The 20769-nt window shown below is 48.9% G+C and carries 19 protein-coding genes; 3 read left to right on the top strand and 16 right to left on the bottom strand.

Annotated elements, in window-relative coordinates; genetic code table 11:
• Positions 1-108 precede the first annotated feature (108 nt).
• Positions 109-447 (top strand): L,D-transpeptidase, encoded by a 339-nt coding sequence (locus ACAN54_RS06145; RefSeq protein ID WP_379151826.1) that lies wholly within the window; start codon positions 109-111, stop codon positions 445-447.
• Positions 448-682: 235 nt separating this feature from the next.
• The gene (locus ACAN54_RS06140) at positions 683-1057 is read left to right on the top strand and encodes a hypothetical protein (protein WP_379151823.1); all 375 of its coding nucleotides are present in this window, start codon (positions 683-685) and stop codon (positions 1055-1057) included.
• 422 nt (positions 1058-1479) lie between these two features.
• Here the strand turns inward: ACAN54_RS06140 and ACAN54_RS06135 are convergent, their stop codons facing one another.
• A complete protein-coding gene (locus tag ACAN54_RS06135; protein WP_074084564.1) occupies positions 1480-1707 on the bottom strand; it encodes a hypothetical protein in 228 nt (75 codons plus the stop codon).
• A 403-nt stretch (positions 1708-2110) separates the two neighbouring features.
• Between ACAN54_RS06135 and ACAN54_RS06130 the strand changes: the two genes are divergently transcribed.
• Positions 2111-2329 carry a hypothetical protein gene (locus tag ACAN54_RS06130; RefSeq protein ID WP_379151819.1) on the top strand — a complete coding sequence of 73 codons (219 nt, stop codon included), beginning with the start codon at positions 2111-2113 and terminating at the stop codon, positions 2327-2329.
• Between the two features lie 83 nt (positions 2330-2412).
• On the opposite strand, the gene ACAN54_RS06125 is transcribed toward ACAN54_RS06130, so the two are convergent.
• From ACAN54_RS06125 to mutS, 15 genes are all read right to left on the bottom strand, one after another.
• Positions 2413-2796 (bottom strand): MerR family transcriptional regulator, encoded by a 384-nt coding sequence (locus tag ACAN54_RS06125; protein WP_379151816.1) that lies wholly within the window; start codon positions 2794-2796, stop codon positions 2413-2415.
• Positions 2797-2959: 163 nt separating this feature from the next.
• The gene (glnA, locus tag ACAN54_RS06120) at positions 2960-4288 is read right to left on the bottom strand and encodes a type I glutamate--ammonia ligase (RefSeq protein WP_379151813.1); all 1329 of its coding nucleotides are present in this window, start codon (positions 4286-4288) and stop codon (positions 2960-2962) included.
• A 30-nt stretch (positions 4289-4318) separates the two neighbouring features.
• Positions 4319-4729, bottom strand: coding sequence for a MerR family transcriptional regulator (locus ACAN54_RS06115; protein ID WP_019910684.1), 411 nt, complete (start codon positions 4727-4729; stop codon positions 4319-4321).
• A 294-nt stretch (positions 4730-5023) separates the two neighbouring features.
• Complete coding sequence (locus ACAN54_RS06110; RefSeq protein WP_379151808.1) at positions 5024-5239, bottom strand: hypothetical protein; 216 nt, start codon at positions 5237-5239, stop codon at positions 5024-5026.
• A gap of 133 nt (positions 5240-5372) precedes the next feature.
• On the bottom strand, positions 5373-6626 hold the full coding sequence (locus ACAN54_RS06105) for a methionine gamma-lyase family protein (RefSeq protein ID WP_379151805.1): 1254 nt from the start codon (positions 6624-6626) through the stop codon (positions 5373-5375).
• Between the two features lie 201 nt (positions 6627-6827).
• The gene (gene hflX / locus ACAN54_RS06100; protein WP_379151802.1) at positions 6828-8117 is read right to left on the bottom strand and encodes a GTPase HflX; all 1290 of its coding nucleotides are present in this window, start codon (positions 8115-8117) and stop codon (positions 6828-6830) included.
• 62 nt (positions 8118-8179) lie between these two features.
• Positions 8180-9151, bottom strand: coding sequence for an AAA family ATPase (locus ACAN54_RS06095; RefSeq protein WP_379154098.1), 972 nt, complete (start codon positions 9149-9151; stop codon positions 8180-8182).
• 144 nt (positions 9152-9295) lie between these two features.
• On the bottom strand, positions 9296-9955 hold the full coding sequence (locus ACAN54_RS06090; protein ID WP_379151799.1) for a YdcF family protein: 660 nt from the start codon (positions 9953-9955) through the stop codon (positions 9296-9298).
• 2 nt (positions 9956-9957) lie between these two features.
• A complete protein-coding gene (locus ACAN54_RS06085; protein ID WP_379151796.1) occupies positions 9958-10512 on the bottom strand; it encodes a ribonuclease FAU-1 family protein in 555 nt (184 codons plus the stop codon).
• A 197-nt stretch (positions 10513-10709) separates the two neighbouring features.
• A complete protein-coding gene (locus tag ACAN54_RS06080; RefSeq protein WP_379151793.1) occupies positions 10710-13376 on the bottom strand; it encodes a transglycosylase domain-containing protein in 2667 nt (888 codons plus the stop codon).
• Between the two features lie 140 nt (positions 13377-13516).
• Positions 13517-13756, bottom strand: a complete 240-nt coding sequence (hfq, locus tag ACAN54_RS06075; RefSeq protein ID WP_025703341.1) for an RNA chaperone Hfq — start codon at positions 13754-13756, stop codon at positions 13517-13519.
• 19 nt (positions 13757-13775) lie between these two features.
• Positions 13776-14756, bottom strand: coding sequence for a tRNA (adenosine(37)-N6)-dimethylallyltransferase MiaA (gene miaA / locus ACAN54_RS06070; protein WP_379151788.1), 981 nt, complete (start codon positions 14754-14756; stop codon positions 13776-13778).
• Positions 14746-15525, bottom strand: coding sequence for a class I SAM-dependent methyltransferase (locus ACAN54_RS06065; protein ID WP_379151784.1), 780 nt, complete (start codon positions 15523-15525; stop codon positions 14746-14748). The genes miaA and ACAN54_RS06065 overlap by 11 nt, the downstream gene beginning before the upstream one ends.
• 43 nt (positions 15526-15568) lie before the next feature.
• Positions 15569-17671: a DNA mismatch repair endonuclease MutL gene (mutL, locus tag ACAN54_RS06060; RefSeq protein ID WP_379151781.1), complete on the bottom strand. Its 2103-nt coding sequence runs from the start codon at positions 17669-17671 to the stop codon at positions 15569-15571.
• Between the two features lie 84 nt (positions 17672-17755).
• Positions 17756-20593, bottom strand: coding sequence for a DNA mismatch repair protein MutS (mutS, locus tag ACAN54_RS06055; RefSeq protein WP_379151777.1), 2838 nt, complete (start codon positions 20591-20593; stop codon positions 17756-17758).
• Positions 20594-20769 lie beyond the last annotated feature (176 nt).

Genomic DNA, 20769 nt, shown 5'->3' with positions numbered 1-20769 from the left:
TGTCTATCCTTACAAGAACATTTGTTCGCTTCGGTTGATCAAACAAATATACCAGAACTCTCCCTACACTCCGATCATATCCTGATGATAAAAGGAGCGTTGACCAAGATGCCCAATTATCGGATCATTACCGATCTCTCCCAGCGAATGCTCTATTTACTTGACAATGAGACTGTAATTAGAGGGTTTCCTGTCGGGATCGGGAAGATACTGTCCGTCTCTCCAGTCGGAGAATATACCATTATCAACAAACAGAAAAACCCCGGCGGCCCTTTCGGAGCCTTTTGGATGGGCCTATCCAAGCCTCATTACGGAATACACGGAACCAATGACCCTTCCTCCATCGGTAAGAGGGTATCCCATGGCTGTATCCGTATGTACAATGAAGATGTGTTATTCCTTGCAGCAACAGTGCCTGTTGGAACCCGTGTAACCATTAGGGAATAAATAAAATTTGGAGCCAACAGTGATTGGAACTAAAGTCCGTTCGAAGAGCACCCACACAAGCGTCAACATTACATCTATTTGTAAAACAAAGGGGCGTCCCAAGCAGCCATTTCACGGCTTTTTCGGGACACCCCTGTCATGTTCAAACATTTTTTTCTCACGTTAACAGGAATTCTGAGTTAATATGTCGAAACCTGTATATTGGCAAATTAAATCTTGAAAGGAAGTGTCTGGTTTGAATCAATCCAAAATTAGAACACATGTCGATTTTAAAGTCGATGCATTAGGTAAGCTCTCCAATCTTCTACTCAACAATAATCATGGGGAACGCAAGGTTAATATCCTTACAGCCTTCGGCAGCATCCAAGGTAATGTAGCAACGACTAACAGCAATGAGGATGTATTTAATCTCAAATCATTGATGGATGATGTCATTGTTGATGAATACATCTCCTACTTAGGTGCAGAACATCCTGAAAAGACTTTCAATTACAATTTCGTAGTTTTGGATAATGTCGTTGTACGGCCATTCGCCAACTTCGCTACTGAAATTGAATATAAACAGCTGATTGTCTATGCTGAGCAAATAACGTCCTTCAACTTCATGTAAAACCTGCGTATAACTACATATAGAAGCAGTAATCGGCTAATGTCCTCCCGGCGACCTTTCTTATAACTTTCAAAACCCGGGAGCATTGTGCCATACCACAGACTTGCTCATATCCGGGTTCATCTCTTAATTAGTCTTCAGCCCCGCAAGAATTGATACCTGCTCCGCCAGTTTCCTGCTGCCTCAGTAATCCTACAGGCTTCCATTATCCTTCATCCATCATTAACCGTCCGTTATAGTAAGATATCTTTCGCGTTCTGTCGACACAATCCACAGCAACAGCAAAAGAGCCGCTATTCAGCAGCTCATACAGTCTGTTTAAACTTCCTTAATCTTAATGGATATAACATTCGCCGGATTAATGTGTTTGCCGCCCGCCAAAATCCATTATGTAAGTCCGCAAACGTCCTAATTCTATTAGACTATTCTTGCTTCTTCGGTACACGGACCCTGAACTCAAATCCTTCCCGGCTGTAACACATCCCTGCTACAAGTACATCTTCAGGCGTCCATCTTTGCACAGGTCCGGCATAATCTGCAATGACATGGGGTTTGCCCTCAATCAATTGGACGACGTATACTTTAACTTGAGCGAGAGCTGCCGCGAACAAATCGGCATCACTCGTCAGAACTTTATATGTTGATTTCAAAACAGCTCCTCCTTGTCTCCTGATTCTTATTCTCATAAATCACATGTTTTCAAACACATTATGTAAAAATCAAAATTCAGCAATACTCCTTGAGGCAAGTAGTTCACTAGAAAACTAATAGTAGTTACCTACTTAAATACCACGCTTATGTGTCCATTAATCAGAGCAAGGGTGTAAATTTCATTCTATAGGTAGTATACAGCCACATGGAACAATATGTAAACGTTTTTTAGCGAGCTTAATTTATTAAAATAACAGTATTATTCATTTTTAATAATTTTTAATGGGAAGTTGCTTTTCCTGGATTTGCATGTCAATTTCATGACTTGACTTGCCTTTCTTCCCTAGATTTGATAAGACTAAGTTAGTTTGTTCCCAGACTGGATGATAAGGAGAATGCACTTTGGAAGAAATACGAATTCAAAAAAAGGACCGTGCCGTCAGCTTTAGGGTGATTGAGGAGGAAGGTGAGTATATCGTTTTTGATATGTCACTCTCAAACCCGGGAAGCAGCCGCACCAATTATACTGGTAAGCAGTTCGCTGAAGCTTGGAAGGCAGTCGAATCAATCCTAGGCGAAACAGAGATTCCTGATGAAATCATTAAATATGCTAAATCCTGATTTCAAATGAACGGCCCCGGCAATCGGGGCTTTACTTTTTCCACAGTGACTGACCAAATGCCGCCAATAAGAAAAAGTATTATTCACTCCGCACCTCTATTGTTTAAAGTCTCAAGTAATGAAATTTTGGTAGCCAACCTATCTTCAAGGAGGGACTGTACTTGCTCCAGTTCTCTCCTTTTACGTTCGATTTCTTTCATTTTGTGTCGGAGGAACGCTATTTTACGGTTCACGCGCAAGCTTTCTCCCCCAACAGCCTGGTTCAGCTCCTTAAGCTCCGCTAATGTGAATCCGGCTGCTTGAAGCATTTTGACCATTAGTAATTCCCCTACTATATCTTCTTCATAATCCCGGTAATTGTTAACTCCCCGATGCACATAGCGGCGATCCAGAATTCCCTCCTTCTCATAATAGCGAATGGTTGGAGCAGTAAGTCCTGTCTTTTGAACCAACACATGGATTTTCATGAGTATCTCCTTAAAAAGACTCCACGCAGTGGGGCCTTGGCGTGGGGATGTTCAGATCTATACAATACATAACATATTCTGAAGCAGGCTACTATGATAAATCACAATCATTTTCCACAGCAAAAAAGCCCTCAACGCCAAAGGCGTCAAGGGCAACTACATACTAGTAAAGCGTCATGTATTGGTCTCTTTCCCATTCGTGAACCTGTGTACGGTAAATATCCCATTCGATCTCTTTCAGCTCGTAGAAATGAGCCAGTGCATGCTCACCAAGGGCTTCAGTGATAACGTGACTACGGATCAATTCGCTAAGCGCTTCCTTCAGGTCTGACGGAAGACTAGGAATTCCTTCTTCAATACGCTCTTCCTCAGACATTACATAAATGTTGCGGTCGATAGGAGCAGGTAGCTCCAACTGACGCTTGATACCGTCAAGACCTGCCTTTAACATTACAGCAAGTGCCAGATAAGGGTTAGCTGCAGGATCCGGGTTACGAACTTCAATACGTGTACTAAGTCCTCTGGAAGCCGGGATACGGATCATTGGACTACGGTTACTGGCAGACCAAGCTACATAGCAAGGTGCTTCATAACCAGGTACAAGACGTTTGTAAGAATTCACTGTCGGGTTCGTAATGGCTGCAAAAGCACGTGCATGCTTCAAGATACCTGCCATGTAATAACGGGCAGTTTTGCTTAGTCCAAGAGTGTCACTCTCATCGTAGAACATATTTTCACTGCCCTTGAACAGGGACTGGTGGGCATGCATTCCGGATCCATTCATACCAAAAAGAGGTTTAGGCATAAAAGTAGCATGCAGGCCGTGCTGACGTGCAATTGTCTTTACGACGAGCTTAAAGGTTTGAATTTGGTCGGCAGCCTTAATGGCATCCGCATATTTGAAATCAATCTCATGCTGACCGTAAGCTACTTCATGGTGGGAAGCTTCAATTTCAAAACCCATTTCTTCCAGCGTCAATACGATTTCGCGGCGGCAGTTCTCCCCAAGATCCATCGGCGCCAAATCGAAATATCCACCCTGATCGTTTAATTCTGTTGTCGGATTGCCCTTCTCGTCGGTTCTGAACAGGAAGAACTCCGGTTCCGGTCCAACATTCATCGCCGTAAAGCCCATTTCTTCAGCTTCCTTAAGGCAACGTTTGAGAATACCACGCGGGTCTCCGGCAAAAGGTGTTCCATCAGGCATGTACACATCACAAATCATACGTGCAACCCGGTTTTCAGTAAACCAAGGGAAGATAACCCAGGTGCTGAGGTCTGGGAAGAGGTACATGTCAGATTCCTCGATACGTACATAACCTTCAATGGAAGAACCATCGAACATCATTTTGTTGTCTAGGGCTTTTTCCAACTGGCTAACAGGAATTTCTACATTCTTGATAGTACCGAGCAGGTCGGTAAACTGCAGGCGGATGAAACGGACATTTTGCTCATTTGCGATACGAAGGATATCTTCTTTTGAGAAGCTCACTTTACCCTCTCCCTTTCACGTCTCTTTGTATTATTTATTAAAAAACCGGGATAGCTCGCCTTGAATAAGAGATACTTGTCCCGGTCTTTTACCGGAAACCAGTTCCTGCTTCAATAAACGGTGCAGCTGTGAATCAGATAATTCTCTACGTCTAACCTCAGTGTCAGGGGTAATGACAGTAGCCTCTTCCGATTCCTTCGATACAGGGTTCATCACCTGCTTGATACCGGCAATGTTTACCCCTTTCTCAATCAATGCCTTGATCTCCAACAGGCGTTCTACATCATTGAATGAGAACAACCGCTGATTGCCGGATGTGCGCGCGGGCACGATCAGGCTGTGCTGCTCATAATAACGAATTTGTCTTGCAGATAAATCGGTTAGCTTCATTACGATTCCTATAGGAAATAATGCCATATTTCTGCGGATTTCATCACCCATGACTCATCCAACCTTCCAATGATCTTTTTCTCATCTCATTGTACATTTCCTTATTTGGCGTGTCAATGGTGTGTAAGATATTCTCACAACATTTTATATAACCTGTAGAAATCAAGTGAAGTGAGTGTCAGCTAAAACATAACATGACCTCCGAAGTATATCACAGAGATCAATTGACAAGCAAAAGACTGATTACTGTGCCACACAAAAAAACTCATCAGCATAAGCGGATGAGCTATACTATAGAACTGCGCATGTCACAAACTGAGGAAATATAAATTGATTAGGAAGAACTTATAACTGATCGTCTTTAGGCACCGACTCATAACGTTCCCGGATTTCACGGTTCTTTGCATAGTTGTATAAGTCCAGGGCCGTAATACCTCTACGGGCCAGCTTCACAAACAGAACAAACGCATAAATTCCAAGTCCAACGCAAACCAGCCAAAATAAAAAAAACAGTCCACTCAATCCGCCTGCATAAAAAAAGCCAGGTTGCTGGGTTACCATTCCATACCCCTTCTTCCTTATGTATTCAATGAGAATCCCTGCTTCAATTGAAGCAGGGATTGCGCATTTCTGCCGAACAATGAGTCAAGCATATAATACTTGGAGGAATATGTAAATTAAATTATAGAAAAATTTACAGTAATTTACGATCTCTCATACTCTGCAGCGCCATCAGAACTCCATATTTCACATGAGAATACGTTAATCCACCTTGCATGTATCCGATATACGGAGCCCGAATGGGAGCGTCAGCAGATAACTCCAAGCTGCCACCCTGTATGAAGGTACCTGCCGCCATGATGACAGGATGCTCATACCCAGGCATATCCCAAGGCTCTGGAACCACATGGCTGTCCACAGCCGCAGCACGCTGAATGCCCTGGACGAAAGCAATCAAATGTTCAGGGCCATCAAACGCCACCGCCTGGATCAGGTCCGTGCGCGGCTCATTCCAGGCTGGCTTGGTAGTAAAGCCGCAACGTTGAAACACGGCAGCAGCAAAGATACTACCTTTCACAGCCTGACCAACCGTATGAGGCGCCATAAACAGTCCCTGATACAGTCCGCGCGTCGTGCCCAGCATGGCCCCTACTTCTCCGCCTATACCCGGCGCAGTCAAACGGTATGCTGCCAGCTCCACAAGATCTTGACGGCCGCAGATGTAACCGCCGGTCTCGGCAATTCCGCCACCGGGATTCTTAATGAGCGAACCCGCTACAAGATCAGCCCCCACCTGTGGCGGCTCGAGCTTTTCCGTAAATTCGCCGTAGCAGTTATCTACAAATACAATCACATCAGTTTTGAGCGATTTGACCAGTTTCACCATTTCGCCTATTTCAGCCACTGTGAATGAAGAACGCCAGTCATAACCACGCGAACGCTGGATACCAATGACCTTGGTCTTCTCATTGATAGCCATTTTCACTTCTTCCCAATCGATTTCACCTTCAGCTGTTAATGCGGTTTCGCGGTAGCTGATTCCGAAATCCGCCAGTGAACCCGTCCCGTCTCCAGGTTTGCCGACTACCTTGTGCAATGTATCATAGGGGCGTCCTGTAATGTACAGCAGTTCATCTCCGGGTCGCAGCACACCAAAAAGTGCAGTTGAGATGGTATGTGTGCCTGAAGCGAAATGAGGACGCACTAACGCCGCCTCAGCTCCGAACACTTCGGCATAGACCAAATCCAGTACCTCTCTCCCCCGGTCGTTATAGGCATATCCGGTAGAACCCGCAAAATGAAAGTCACTCACCTGCTGGCGCTGAAAAGCTTCAATCACCTTCCACTGATTATGATCCACTATCTGATCTAGTGACCTCACTGCACTTTCAATCTCGTGCTCAGCGGCTTCTGCCGCCTGAATTATATCCTCTGCAAATACTGCCATTTCACTATTTCTCTCCTTATATTACATCTACTTGCCATGAGGAGACAGGAATATGTCGTTCATCCTTGTTTTCATGACATAAGGTTCACAGTCTATTTCTACCAATGGTTCATCCTTCAAACATAAAATCAGATCAGCAAGAAGAAACGGTGAAGAACCACCGCTTCTTCTTGTAAGAATTCAGGAAAATATGAGCCTGCTCTAGTCCTGAGCAACATACTCAGCCAGCTTGTAGCTCCATTTTTCGTAATCCTCTTTATTAAGACGCACGTTATACAATACATCATTTTCTTCATAACTTTGTTCAAGAACCTCTCCTACACGGTAGAGAAGCGATGAAAGGTCTCCACGGTCTCCGGGAATGCGGAAGGTCAACGTATCACCCGCCAGCTCATCGGCTATTACTTCTGTGATGCGCGTCAGATCTTCCGGGTTAAAGGCGCTGATCTTCAGATAGCCAGGACCCGTAGGCAGCATTTGCAGTTGTTCGGGCTGACAAATATCACTTTTGTTAAAGAGAACAATTTGCGGTTTCCCGGCAGCACCAAGATCCTGCAGAATAGACTGAACGACATCCATCTGCTCTTCTCTCATAGGTGAAGACGCGTCTACCACATGTAGGACCAGATTGGCTTCATTGACTTCCTCAAGAGTTGCACGGAAGGATGCCACCAAATCATGAGGCAAATTCTGAATGAACCCTACGGTGTCTGTCAGGACTACATCTTTGCCTGCAGGCAGCTGCAGTACTCGCGAGGTGGGGTCGAGAGTAGCGAACAGCTGATTCTCGATGTAAACATCCGCATCTGTAAGCTGCTTCAAGAGTGTAGACTTCCCTGCATTGGTATAACCCACCAGCGCAACCTGGACAGCACCACTTTTGCGGCGCCGTTCACGGTGTAATTCACGAGTCTTGACGACCTCGTCCAGCTGACGTTTCAGTTCTGTGATCCGGTCGCGGATATGACGGCGGTCCGTCTCCAGCTTGCTTTCCCCTGGACCCCTGGTTCCAATTCCTCCGCCAAGCCTGGACAGATTCTTACCATGGCCGGATAAACGCGGAAGCAAATACGAGAGCTGTGCCAGCTCTACCTGAATGATGCCCTCACGCGTTTTGGCCCGGCCGGCAAAAATATCCAGAATCAATTGGGTCCGGTCAATGATTTTGAGGTCCAGGGCCTCCTCAAGGTTACGTACCTGTGCTCCGGAAAGCTCTTGGTCAAAGATAGCTGTGTTAGCTCCGAGACCGTCCGCAGCCATCCGCAGCTCTTCTACCTTACCCTTGCCGATAAACCATTTGGAATCGGGAGTCTCTTTGTTCTGGCGCAGCACATCGAGCACCTGAACTCCGGCAGTCTCCGCCAACTGAACCAGTTCCTGCAGAGATAGCTCAGGGTCAATGCCTGTACGCTTGATTTTGTCCGTAACCAGACTCACCAAAATAGCCCGGTCCTGTACTTCTGTTTCTGTATCGTGGGTGGTGATTGCCATGAATGTCATGCTCCTTGTCGTTGTACACATCAGTTGTGTATCATCCGTGGTGAATATTGTCCCTACAATTTGAAATCTTCGATGCGGAGTGTCATCAGTTCCTGCTTCCCAGGGCTGTTGCTCTCATATTGATTCAGCAGCCGTACCGCCTGGGCACGTACCGCCTTTTCAATAGAATTGCGTACATAACGTGCATTGCTGAAGGCATGGAGACTCTCCGTCTTCTCCAGCAGCAGATGCTGCTTTAATTTGAGTATGGCCTGGGGCATCAGAATATAATCGCGCTCTTTGGACATCAGTTCAGCAATCTGCAGCAATTGGTCTATAGTGTAGTCCGGAAATTCAACCTGAATAGGAAATCTGGAGGGAAGTCCGGGATTACTCATTAAAAAATAATCAATCTCACTGGAATACCCGGCCAGGATTAATACAAATTGACTCCGGTGATCTTCCATGGATTTCACCAGGGTATCGATTGCTTCTTTGCCAAAATCCTTATCTCCGCCACGGGCAAGACTGTATGCTTCATCAATAAAAAGAATGCCTCCGAGAGCCTTTTTAACCAGATCTCTTGTCTTCTGGGCTGTATGACCGATATATTCACCTACAAGATCAGCGCGTTCCACTTCAATCAGATGACCTTTGCTGAGAACACCCATCCGCTGAAACAGCTTGGCAACAATCCTGGCTACTGTAGTCTTCCCCGTTCCCGGGTTGCCCTTGAATACCATGTGATAAGCCTGACTCCCGCTGGCCAGTCCTGCTTCACTGCGCATACGCGCGATCTGCAGCAGTGCATATATCTCGAACACCAGCTCTTTGATATTATCCAGGCCTACTAGTGCGTCCAGCTCCCGGCTAAGCTCCTGAAACAACTCACTGTGTCCGTTATTTTTGGGAACAGCAATCTGCGCGGCACTATCTGCAGCCGTATGGGCTACTGCTGATGTTTCCTGATTCCGCAATACAATATTGATTTGACGTGACGGTCTGCCTTCCTCCCGTCCACTTGCCGCAGCTACGCGTCCGTTCACCTTGTTCACCTCATTATCCAGGGCTGACTTTTTCTATATCATATCTCAAGTCTATTCCGGATCATGAGGTCTTATTAGCAGTTTCAGGAACTTGCGGACAAATTAGGCTACACCGTTACTTAAAGTCCGCAGGGCTTTGCCCTTTCACAAAAAAAGCTGCTGCATCTTCCATTTCGTATAGGCCAGAATCTCGCGTGTTTTGTATTTATACATCGACATGACCTTTGAATCGGTCAATCCCAGTTCAGGGCGGGTATAATTCAGCTCTTTGGCAATTTCAAATGCACGCTGACCATGAAATGTATGTGTAATAATAATAGCTGTCTTTAATCCTTCCGATTCCATCACCCTTTGGCTGAACTGGAGATTCTCATAAGTACTGGTAGATTTGTTCTCCATAAAAATAGCCGTCTCAGGCACACCCTTGCCTACCAGATAATTCTTCATGCCTTCGGCTTCGGTATATTTATAGTCTGCCTGGTCCAGTCCGCCGGACACGATAAATCGGGTGAATTTGCCTTCCCGGTAGAGTCCCAGCCCATAGTCAAGCCGTTCCTTAAGTCCGGGACTCGGCTCATCTCCCCACATAGACATACCGAGAATAATACCCGCATCCGCTTCCTGCATCGGATTCGTTGTAACTCCGCTATTAATCCGTCCAAGCACAGACGCGCACCATAGAAGTCCGGCCACTGCACAAATAATCAAAAGGATTAACAGATTCCGGCGCAGCCGGAAACGTTGTCCTTTGCGGGAAACTTTGCGGATCGGGGATGAACCTCTTTGATAGACATACCACTCCATTATTATTTCCTCCTGAATTCTCCGTGATGGAACAATTCGGCGCGATGTTTCAAGGAGAGAGAGAAATAAGGAAAAGCATGAGCATCTATGCTGTTAAGAATACTGGTCGCTGTAGCCCAGGCCAAATTATAGTCGCTGTCTGTAATGTCCTCACGTTCCAGCGCTTCCTCCAGCTCATCTTCATCGAGCAGAAACACCTCTCCATTCCACAGCACCACAACATCCAAATATAGATCATCGAACCAAGGCACCCCCTGGTCGGTGACTCCTTGCACTTTGCAGGTATCAATATACCACTGCACTATGTTTTGCCGGTCGTCGAACATGGCCGTCACAATATAATGGCTGTCTTTGGGAAAATACTGCAGCCATGAGTACCCTTTGTCTGCTATGCGGTATGTATGCCTGCCGTAGCTCTTCCACAATGGTTCCTTCAGCCCATAGATCGTATACAGGGTGATGTAACCGCTGAATTCCCGGCTTTCCACATAGCGGCAGGCAAAATGGCGGCGCGTAATCCGGCGCCAGTTGGCCCGGTCTCCGAATTTACGTTTCATATGAATGACCCTCTCAAGAAATGGTGTATTCAGCTTAACACATTTGCAAGTTACACTCAAAACATCCCTTGTAAATTCCGGCAGACACTGTTTATTAAAGTCATAGCAAAACCCCGTCAGCCGAAGTCTCCTCTTAAAAGGGAAGACTCTCAGCCGACGGGGCAGTTGAACCATTTCATTATAGAATTATAGAAAATCTACTGTGTAACACTGCCATCATTCACTGTTCCTGCAGCGGGATCGGCCGAGGGAACTGCACCGCCTTCTGTACCGCCACTTCCGCTTCCTGTTCCATTGGTTACAGCTGGATCGGTAGGAGCTGTAGCAGCCGGTGCCGGTGTGGGCGACGTTTGGGGTGAATCGGATGGTGCTCCTCCACCATTATTACTACCGCCAGGGTTACCATTACCCTGGTTATCTCCAGCACCTGTTCCATTCCCATTTCCGTGGCCATTCCCGTTGTTGCCATTCCCGTTGTTCCCATTCGGATTGCCATTTTGCTGGCCATTTCCGTTATTACCACCATTACCCGTTCCATCTGTAGGAAGATTCGGATCAAGTGTCGCTTCCGGCTCCTGTGTTGGCGGTTCGTCTTGAACCTCTACGGTGACTGTAGCAGAAGGTTCGCTCTCCACATCGAGTTCAGGATAATATGCCGTGACATAATATTCATAAGTCAATCCAGGCATTGCACTGATATCTCCGACACTGGTCGAGACAGTGTTGAGCAGCGAGCTGAATTCCGTTTCTGACGTTTCACGCCGGTAGATCCGGTACTCCACTCCTTCTACCGCTGCAGGCTCCCAGCTCAGGTTCACCGTCATTGTTGATGCATCATAGGCTGCATTCAGGCCGGCCACAGGCAGCGCCGTTTCCGGTGAGGCTGATGGTTGCGCCTCCTGTACGCCTTCAGGCTGCGGGAACGACTTTTTAGGTACGCCCTCCAGTGCTTCCTCCATTACCTTGCCCCAGAATGCTGCTGCGAGCGGGCTGCTGTTCTTCAGTAGATGGGTTTTGCTTGGTTTGTCATAACCCATCCACACGGCAGCGGTCCATTCCGGAGTGTATCCGACAAACCACACATCGCGGTTCGAGCTGATACCTTCGTATCCGCTTTGAGTGGTACCGGTTTTGCCGGCTACCGGACGGTTGATTCTGGCTTTTTTACCCGTCCCGTCTTCTACAACCTTCTGCATCATTTCGGTCATTTGGTAGGCTGTATTCTCGCTCATTACCCGTTCAGGCTTGGTATTTGCTTTATAGACGGTGTCTCCATCACTATTCGTAATCGATTTAATCGAATAAGCCTCACGCAGTTCACCGCCGTTAGCAAAGGCACTGTATGCCTGAGCCATCTCCAGTGTATTCGTACCTTCACTCATCCCTCCGAGTGCCAACGAGAGGTTTTTATCTTCATCCTTCAGATGAATCCCCAGGCTCTTAGCGAACTGAAAGCCGGTATTCACACCGATTTCATTCAGCAGCCATACGGCTGGAATATTCTCAGACTTCGTCAAGGCCTCTGACATGCTGATCGTCTTGGAATAGCCGTGCAGATTGTTCGGGCAGTATTTGCCGAAGCACTGCTTCTCATTGCTGAGCACGGAATCATTCGTGAACTTTCCGGATTCCAACGCAGGTGCATAAGCTACCAGCGGCTTGAAGGACGAACCTGGAGAACGACGGCTGCCGTCTACACGGCTGTAACCTTTTTTCTCATAGTTCCGACCGCCAAGCAGGGCCACAATGCTGCCATTCTCCTGGTTAATAATCGTCATTGAACCCTGTACCAGCTCATCGTCGACGCTCTTCTCGAAGTTATCACTGTCGGCAAAAGCCTTTTCTACCGTCTCCTGGGCATGTGCGTCCATGGTCGTATAGATTTTGTATCCGCCGATATTCAGATCATCTTCAGTCAACCCGAACTTTTCTTCCGCTTCATCAATAGCATAATCAATAAAAGCCTGATAACGCTGTTTGCTTTCCGGCGGCTTATAGTTGTAATCCACCACTTTAGCCTCATCCATCTGCGCCTTGGTGATATAACCCTGATCGTACATCAGCTGGAGTACTACACCGCGCCGCTCCTTCGAGAGCTCAGGATTGCGAAGAGGGTTGTAGCGGGAAGGCCCTTTCGGCATTGCAGCGAGAGTGGCGATCTGCCATACTTTGAGTTTATTGAGATCACTCTGGCCAAAATAACGGATGGATGCCGCTTTGATCCCGTAAATCGTGCCGCCAAAGTTGATGCGGTTGAGATATTTAGTGATAATCTCTTCTTTGGTGAATTTGTTCTCCAGTGCTACGGCGATGGAAACCTCGGTTGCCTTACGGAAAAAGGTTTTGTCCCGGGTTAGGAATATGTTCTTCGCCAGCTGCTGAGTGATTGTGCTTCCGCCTTCGACCATACTGCGCGCCGCAATATCCTTCACTGCCGCACGGCCGATCGACCATAAATCAACACCGCTGTGTTCAAAGAAACGTCTGTCCTCGGTCGCAACAAAAGCATTGACCAGCAGCTTCGGAATCGCATCATACTCAACAGGTTCGCTTTTTTCCAGCGCAAGCTCACCGATCAGGTTCGCGTTACGGTCATATATCTTCGTAGTCTCGTTGACCGACAGTTTATCCTGGTTCGCATCCAGCAGCTTTTGCCCGTTCAACATAATGAACAGGTAACCGCCTAAAGCGCAAAAAATCGCCAGCGCCGTGGCAAAAAACAGCGTCCACAGCACACGCTTCTTAGTTAGAAACTTCTTTTTTTTCTTGGGCTTGCCTTTTGAATTAGAATTCGAACTTGAGTTCGAAGACTGTACTCCTCTGTCTCTATTGCGGTTCGTCCTTGATATCTCGTCTCTGGACATGTTGCCTCCTGACTCCCTCTCGGAACTTTCCTGTAATGGAGTGCACGAATGAAAAGAACAACCTTCACAGGTTGCTCTCTCGCACTCACTATTAAAAACGATTTATAAACAAAAAGGTTTCGCTTTAAGACTGTAAAATCTTATTCTTCGCTTCCATTGTCCTGCATGAGCGATACGCTGCGCTGCGGTGTGAAGGTGGAAATCGCGTGCTTGTACACCATCTGCTGGCGTCCGTCACTGTCGATGACAATGGTGAAGTTGTCGAAGGCTTTGATGATTCCCCGGATTTGAAAGCCGTTGGTCAAATATACTGTAGCAGGGATATTCTCTTTGCGCAGTTGGTTCAAGAACGTATCTTGGATGTTAATGGACTTGTTCATATGACGTACCCCCAATGGTTCAATTAGATTGTTCAGAAGTATATTCAAGACCTTCGAGAAACTTTCCTGCTATTATAGCACGTATTTTGGCAAAATTCTCTGAAAAGTTTTGGCTCTCATCGACGTCGATCCACTGAATCTCCTTCATGTGGCGAAACCATGACAACTGTCTTTTGGCGAAACGGCGGGTATCGCGTTTAAGAAGTGTCACTGCTTCGGCTAACGTCATCTCGCCTTCGAGGTAAGCGGCAATTTCCTTGTAGCCCAACCCCTGCATGGACACCAGGCTTCTGCTGTAGCCGTGTTGCAACAGTCCATTCACCTCAGCGACGAGCCCGTCTGCCAGCATCTGATCAATTCGGTCTTCAATACGTTTATATAGTATTTTCCGGTCCATTGTCAAACCGATGAGGCATAGTTCATAGGGAGATTCCTTTTTTTGGTCCGCATGGGATGCGGACAATGTGACCTTTGTCTGATGATGAATTTCCAGTGCGCGGATGATCCGGCGGCGGTCATTAGGGTGCAGTCTGGCTGCGCTAACCGGATCTACCGCGGCCAGACGGGCATGCAGTGCCTCAGCTCCATTGGCCTCTGCAAAGGCGTCCTGCTCGCTGCGGAAAGCTTCATCTGCTACCGCCTCCGAGAAACGGAATCCATAGCAGAGGGACTCAATGTATAAGCCCGTTCCGCCTACTATGAAAGGTAGTTTTCCCTTTTGGCTGATCTCTTCGATCAGCCGCCCGCCCTGTTCCTGAAATTCAGCAGCAGAATAAGAATCCTGCGGATCGTGAATATCGATCAGATGATGGGGGATTCCCATCATTTCCTCAGGGTTGATTTTGGCTGTTCCGATGTCCATCCCCCGGTAGACCTGCATCGAATCGCCAGAGATAATCTCAGCATTATAGGCCTCTGCCAATTCGAGGCTCAGCCGGGTTTTGCCGACTGCCGTCGGGCCAAGCAGCACCAGAACCCTGCGTTTTGTCTCAGTTGTCAATGGATATCACCCCGTACGAAGTTTTGGCGCTGGCCCGAAGCAGCTCTGTAAACCCAAGCCGGGAAAATTCCCCGCTTAAGGCTTTTTCCTTCAAAAGTACCGTTTTGCGGGCGACTCTGACGGCCTCGGCGACACTCTCCGGGGATAATGCTGCTGCATTCGCGAATTGGCGCAGAGGGGAAATCGCCGCTGAATCCGTCAGCGGCACACGGAACATCGGGTCAAAATAGACAATATCTATACTGTTGTCCGGTTGTTCACGCAAGTAAGCTAAATGATCACTATGCACAACGCGCACGCGGCGCAGCGCAGCATTCACTTTTTCCTGGCCCGAAATATAATGGCTCATGCCTTCGAGAAGCAGTGCACTCAGCGGCAGGGAGCTCTCCAGAGCCGTTACCACAGATTCTTCTCCGCCGTACACTGCAAACAGCAGGGAATCACTGCCCAGTCCTGCGGTACAATCCAGCACACTGTCTCCCGGCACCATTCCAGCGGCTTCCAGCATCGGATCATGCTCCCCCCGAATAATCCGTTTGGCGCGGACGAAACCCATGCTTGGATGGAATTCCATCGGCGGCATGTCGGGAGTAATCAATCGGACGGCCTCCTGCAGGACTACCAGAATTTCTCCGTCCCCATAACGCTGCACCAGCTTGGCCATGGACCATTTGCCTCTTTGAACATAGATCGTTCCGGTTCGCTCTGCCAGGCTCTTGGCCCGCATTTCAATATCCGGGATCGGGTCGAAGCCCGTGGTTATAATCATGTTGCCTCCGTTTCCTGCTTATAACAAAATTCAGAACTTTCTTTTACATCACGCGTTTGAACAGCTTCTCCAGATCATACGAGGAGAAGGATACCACGATGGGCCGCCCATGCGGGCAGGTATACGGCTGACGGCAAGCGGCCAGGCGGGAGAGCAGCGACTCCACTTCATGCTCCGTCAGCTTCTGGTTAGCTTTGATAGAAGCCTTGCAGGAGCACAGAATCGATGACTTCTCACGCAGCTTCGCCAGATCAATGGTCCGCTCGCTCAGCACCCACTCCGCCATTTCTTCAATAACTGCCTTCTCATCCCCTTCCGGGAACCAGTATGGCAGGGACCGGACTAGAAAGGTCTGACCGCCAAAATGTTCAAGATATACTCCCGCCTGCTGAAACCAGTGCAGCCGCTCGCTGAGCTGCCGGCTCTCAGAGGGGGTAAACTCCAGTGTAATCGGCAGCAGCAACTCTTGCGAAGCGTCTTCAGGTCGTCCAAATTTCTCATAATAATATTCGTAATTCACCCGTTCATGGGCAGCATGCTGATCAATCAGATACAGACCGCTGTCATTCTGGGCAATAATATAAGTCCCATGATGCTGACCGATATAATTCAGCTCTGGAAACTGCGGAAGTCCAGCATCCTCACTGGAAGGAGGAGCATAAAGCTCTTCCGCAGTAGGCATCTGAGCCCGCGGGGCATTCGAAGCCGGAAACTGGCGATAACTCCCGCCATTTCCATCATTCGTTCGCGTAACGGATGGAGGAGCGCTGCCACCACGATAAGCTGATGTCGTTTCCCGTGTCTGGAAACCAGGTGCTGAGGGGTTGCTAAAGCGTCCCGTCCCTCCTTCAGCTGTCCCGTCGAATAGTGGAGCATTACTGCCGTTATTCCCAAGGATTCCGGGAGCCTGCGACTGGAATCCGCTCCGGGTTCCTTCATTACGGGTGGGCAACCCATTCTGCTGCCCTTGGGCAGATTCTACTGCACCAGAGGCAGCAGCAAACCCGCTGCCCGGATCAACCGTGTCCTGAACGTTCCGGCTGCCGGAACCTTCCGGCGGCGGAGGAACAGCTCCCTTGGGGAAAGCGAATTGCTCTTGAATAAATGAGCTGCTGCCCTTGGAACCGATCATTTCTTTGCCGGGCCGGGGAATCAGGCTCTGACCGAGCAATACCTTGCGAATTTCCTGTTCAACAAAAGTATATAGCTCCACTTCTTTACTGAACCGGACCTCCAGCTTGGCAGGATGCACGTTGACGTCCACCAGTGAAGGATGCATATCAAGCTGCAGCACCAAGAGCGGATAACGGTTGATCGGCAGAAGTGTATGATATGCCCGCATAATGGCAGCATTCAGCCCATTGCTGCGGATGTACCGCCCGCCTACTATTGTAGTGACTGCATTGCGGTTGGAACGAGTCCATTCCGGCCGGCTTACATAACCTGAGAGCCGATAGTCAGGGTCCTCCGCAGCAACCGGCAGCATTGCCTTGGCGGCGGAGGTGCCGTATACCGCGGCAATGACCTGCAGCAGATCTCCGTTGCCAAGCGTATGCAGCAGCTGATTGCCGTTATGATGAAGAGTGAAAGAGATAGACGGATGCGCCAGTGCCATACGGTACATTGCATCGGAAATATGACCCAGCTCGGTCTGAACGCTTTTCATATATTTCAGTCTCGCCGGAGTATTGTAAAATAATTCCTTTACCGCAAGGTCGCTCCCCCTACCGGAGGGCTCGTCCTCATTCCGGATCAGCTTCCCGCCTTCGATGTCGAGCGCTCTGCCTCTTCCATCCTCATTGCTTGAAGTAAGCAAGGACAGCTTGGACACAGAAGCGATACTGGGCAAGGCTTCTCCGCGGAATCCCAGGCTGGTAATTTGAAACAAATCCCTGCCGTTCAGAATCTTGCTTGTCGCATGGCGGTAGAAGGCAGTCTCGCAATCCTCGGGATCAATCCCAGAGCCGTTATCCTTTACCCGGATGCTCTGCAGTCCACCCTCCTCCACCGACACTTCAATGCGGGTGCTTCCGGCATCAATGGCGTTCTCTACAAGCTCCTTAACTACCGAAGCAGGCCGCTCCACCACCTCTCCTGCAGCAATCTGGTTGGCGATGTGCTCGTCAAGCACATGAATTCTGGCCATGTTCTTTTCACCTCACGATTAGGCTTATATATGAATGTAATTCAGTATAAATATTGGACATCTGTTAAGAAGCTGTATGGCTAATTAAAGGGTCAGCTCTTTAGCTTTGATCTTCAACTCGTTCAGCAACCCCATCGCCTGCAGCGGTGTCATATTCATTAGGTCAGCACCCTGAACAGCGGTGATTAGCTCTCTAAGAAGCGGATTCTCTTTCACTACTGGTGCTCCTGCACTGCCTTTACGATTCTTGCGAGGCTCTTCTTCACCGAAAATAGAGAGCTGCACAACTTCATTGTCCTCCTCCGCTGCAGAAGAAGCAAGTGAGACGGCCGTTTCTAGCTGAGCCGCAGCATTCGTAGTCACGATAGAGCTGTCGTCAAAATGAACACTACCACTATGCGCTGAGGAATAAGGTTGTCCAGCAATGGATGGACCTCCTCCAGCATTCGGCTGCAAAGGCATGACCTGATTTTCCTGCACGGTATGTTCAATGTAGCCCGTGCCATAATTCAACGAAACAGTTCCCGGAGGAGCAGCCTGTTCAATGCTCTGAAGTAGACCATAGGCGCGGTCTATAATACCTTCCGGGAGTCCTGCCAACCGTGCACAATAAATCCCGTAGCTGCTGTCCGCCGCCCCCGGCACGAGCTTGCGCAGGAAATTCACTTTATCGCCGCTTTCCTGTACTGCCATGGAGTAGTTGCGGAGCCCGGCGAGGCTCTGCTCCAGATGGGCAAGCTCATGAAAATGCGTCGAGACCAAGGCCTTGCAGGCAATGGTATCATGAACATATTCGATAACGGCCTGGGCAATGGCCATACCTTCACTGGTCGAAGTGCCCCGGCCCAGCTCGTCGATGATGATCAGGCTGCGTGCTGTTGCCTTTTCTGTCATCACCTGAATATCAGCCATCTCCACCATAAAGGTACTCTGGCCGCCAATCAGGTCATCCGCTGCTCCGATCCGCGTAAAGATGCGGTCAATAAGCGGCACCTCAGCGCTGCCAGCGGGCACAAAACAGCCAATCTGGGCGAGGATGCAAATCAGGGCAACCTGGCGCATATAGGTGCTTTTGCCTGCCATGTTCGGGCCGGTGATCAGCAGGATATTGCCTTCATCCTTGCTGAGTGTGCTGCCGTTAGCAATAAAAGCCGCATCCTTCAGCACTGCCTCCACCACCGGATGTCGTCCGCCTTCCAGCCGCAGATCATATCCATCCGATAGCTTCGGCTTCACAAAACGGTGCTCGGCACTGACTGCGGCCAGGCACTGGTAGACATCGATTTCGGCCACCTTTTCGGCAAGAGCCTGGAGACGGGGAATTTGCGCGCTAATCCGGTCACGCAGTTCTATGAATAAGCTGTATTCCAGATCCGTCATCTTGTCCTGGGCTTCCAGAATTAATGCCTCTTTCTCTTTCAGTTCCGGTGTAACGAAACGCTCGGCGTTAGCCAGTGTCTGCTTGCGTTCATAGCGCCCTTCCGGCAAGGAAGAAAGATTGGAACGGGTAATTTCAATATAGTATCCGAAGATTTTGTTGTAGCCGATCTTCAGGGATTTAATACCCGTGGCCTGGCGTTCTTTGGCCTCCAGCTCTGCAATCCAGCGTTTGCCGCTGCTGCTCGCTTCCTTCAATTCATCTAGACGTTCATGGTAGCCGGCACGGATAATTCCCCCATCACGCACCGAGACTGGAGCTTCTTCAACAATCGCCCTGTCAATATCCTCGCGCAGTTCTGCGCATTCATCCATAGAGGCGCCAATCTCACGCAAAGTTGCCGATCCGGAATCCAGGCACATTTGCTTCAGTGACGGAATCTGTTCGAGCGACAGCTTCAGGGCATTCATATCCCGGCCGTTGGCGCTGCCAAAGGCGATCCGGCCAACCAATCGTTCCAGATCATAGATCTCTTTCAGCGCTCCGCGCAGATCCTCGCGCACGATGAACTGGTTGTACAAATAATCGACAGCCTCTAGCCGGCGTTCAATCGGGGCACGCTGCAGAAGCGGTTTATCTATTCTTCGGCGTAGCAGACGGCCACCCATCGAAGTTTCAGTCCGGTCGAGCAGCCAGAGCAGCGAGCCTTTTTTGGAACGCTCACGTACCGTTTCAGTCAGTTCCAGATTGCGCCGGGTAAACGGATCGAGAATCATATAATTGCCCGGCTCGTAAGGCGAAATCTGGCTCAGCTGGCCCAGAGACCGCCGCTGAGTTTCGTTAAGATAAGAGATCAGCAGCGCTAGGCACTGTCCGCGCTCTTTCTCCAGACGCACCCAAGCGGCTTCGCCGAACTGGCGGCGGGCCAGCCCTTCTTCTCTTTTCTCCCAAGGTGTATATACTACTGGTTTGGCCAGCAGCGAGGCCTCGCTCCGCAGCATATCCAGCAGCGCTGCATCCCCGATAATCTCTGCCGGCTCATAGATACCAATCTCATCACGCAGCCATTCATCACCTGCGAGCACGGAAGTCACATATAGCTCACCTGTGGTCAAATCACAAGCCGCCAGCGCCATCATCCCGTCCTCCTCAGTCACGCAGACGAGGTAATTGTTATTTTTGTCGGAGATGATCTTGCCGTCCATCACCGTACCCGGGGTCACCACGCGGACAATATCGCGCCGAACCATCCCCTTGGTTACAGCCGGATCATCCAGTTGCTCACAGATGGCGACCTTGTAACCTTTTTCAATCAGGCGCTGGATGTAACCCTCGGCGGCATGATATGGCACTCCACACATAGGAATACGATCTTCGCCCCCACCCTCGCGGCCCGTTAACGTAATCTCTAGCTCTTTGGAAGCCAGTATGGCATCTTCAAAGAACATTTCATAGAAATCGCCCAGACGGAAGAAAAGGAAAGCATCCTTAGCCCCTTCCTTTACTTTTAAATACTGCTGTATCATCGGCGTATAATTTGCCATCGTCAACCTCCATACCTGCTTCATACTGTTCTCCATTATAGCAGAAACTTGCCTGTCAAAGTCACCCTGTACGTGTTCGCCGCACCCATGGCCTCTGTTCCCCATACCGAAATGCAAATCTGCACCGCAGACTATAATATGCTGAGATTATAATGTAGACCTTGGGCAGCAAGGCT

Source organism: Paenibacillus diazotrophicus, assembly GCF_042610465.1.
Note: the sequence above shows the minus strand (reverse complement) of the source record. Positions and strands in the feature narration are given on the sequence as shown.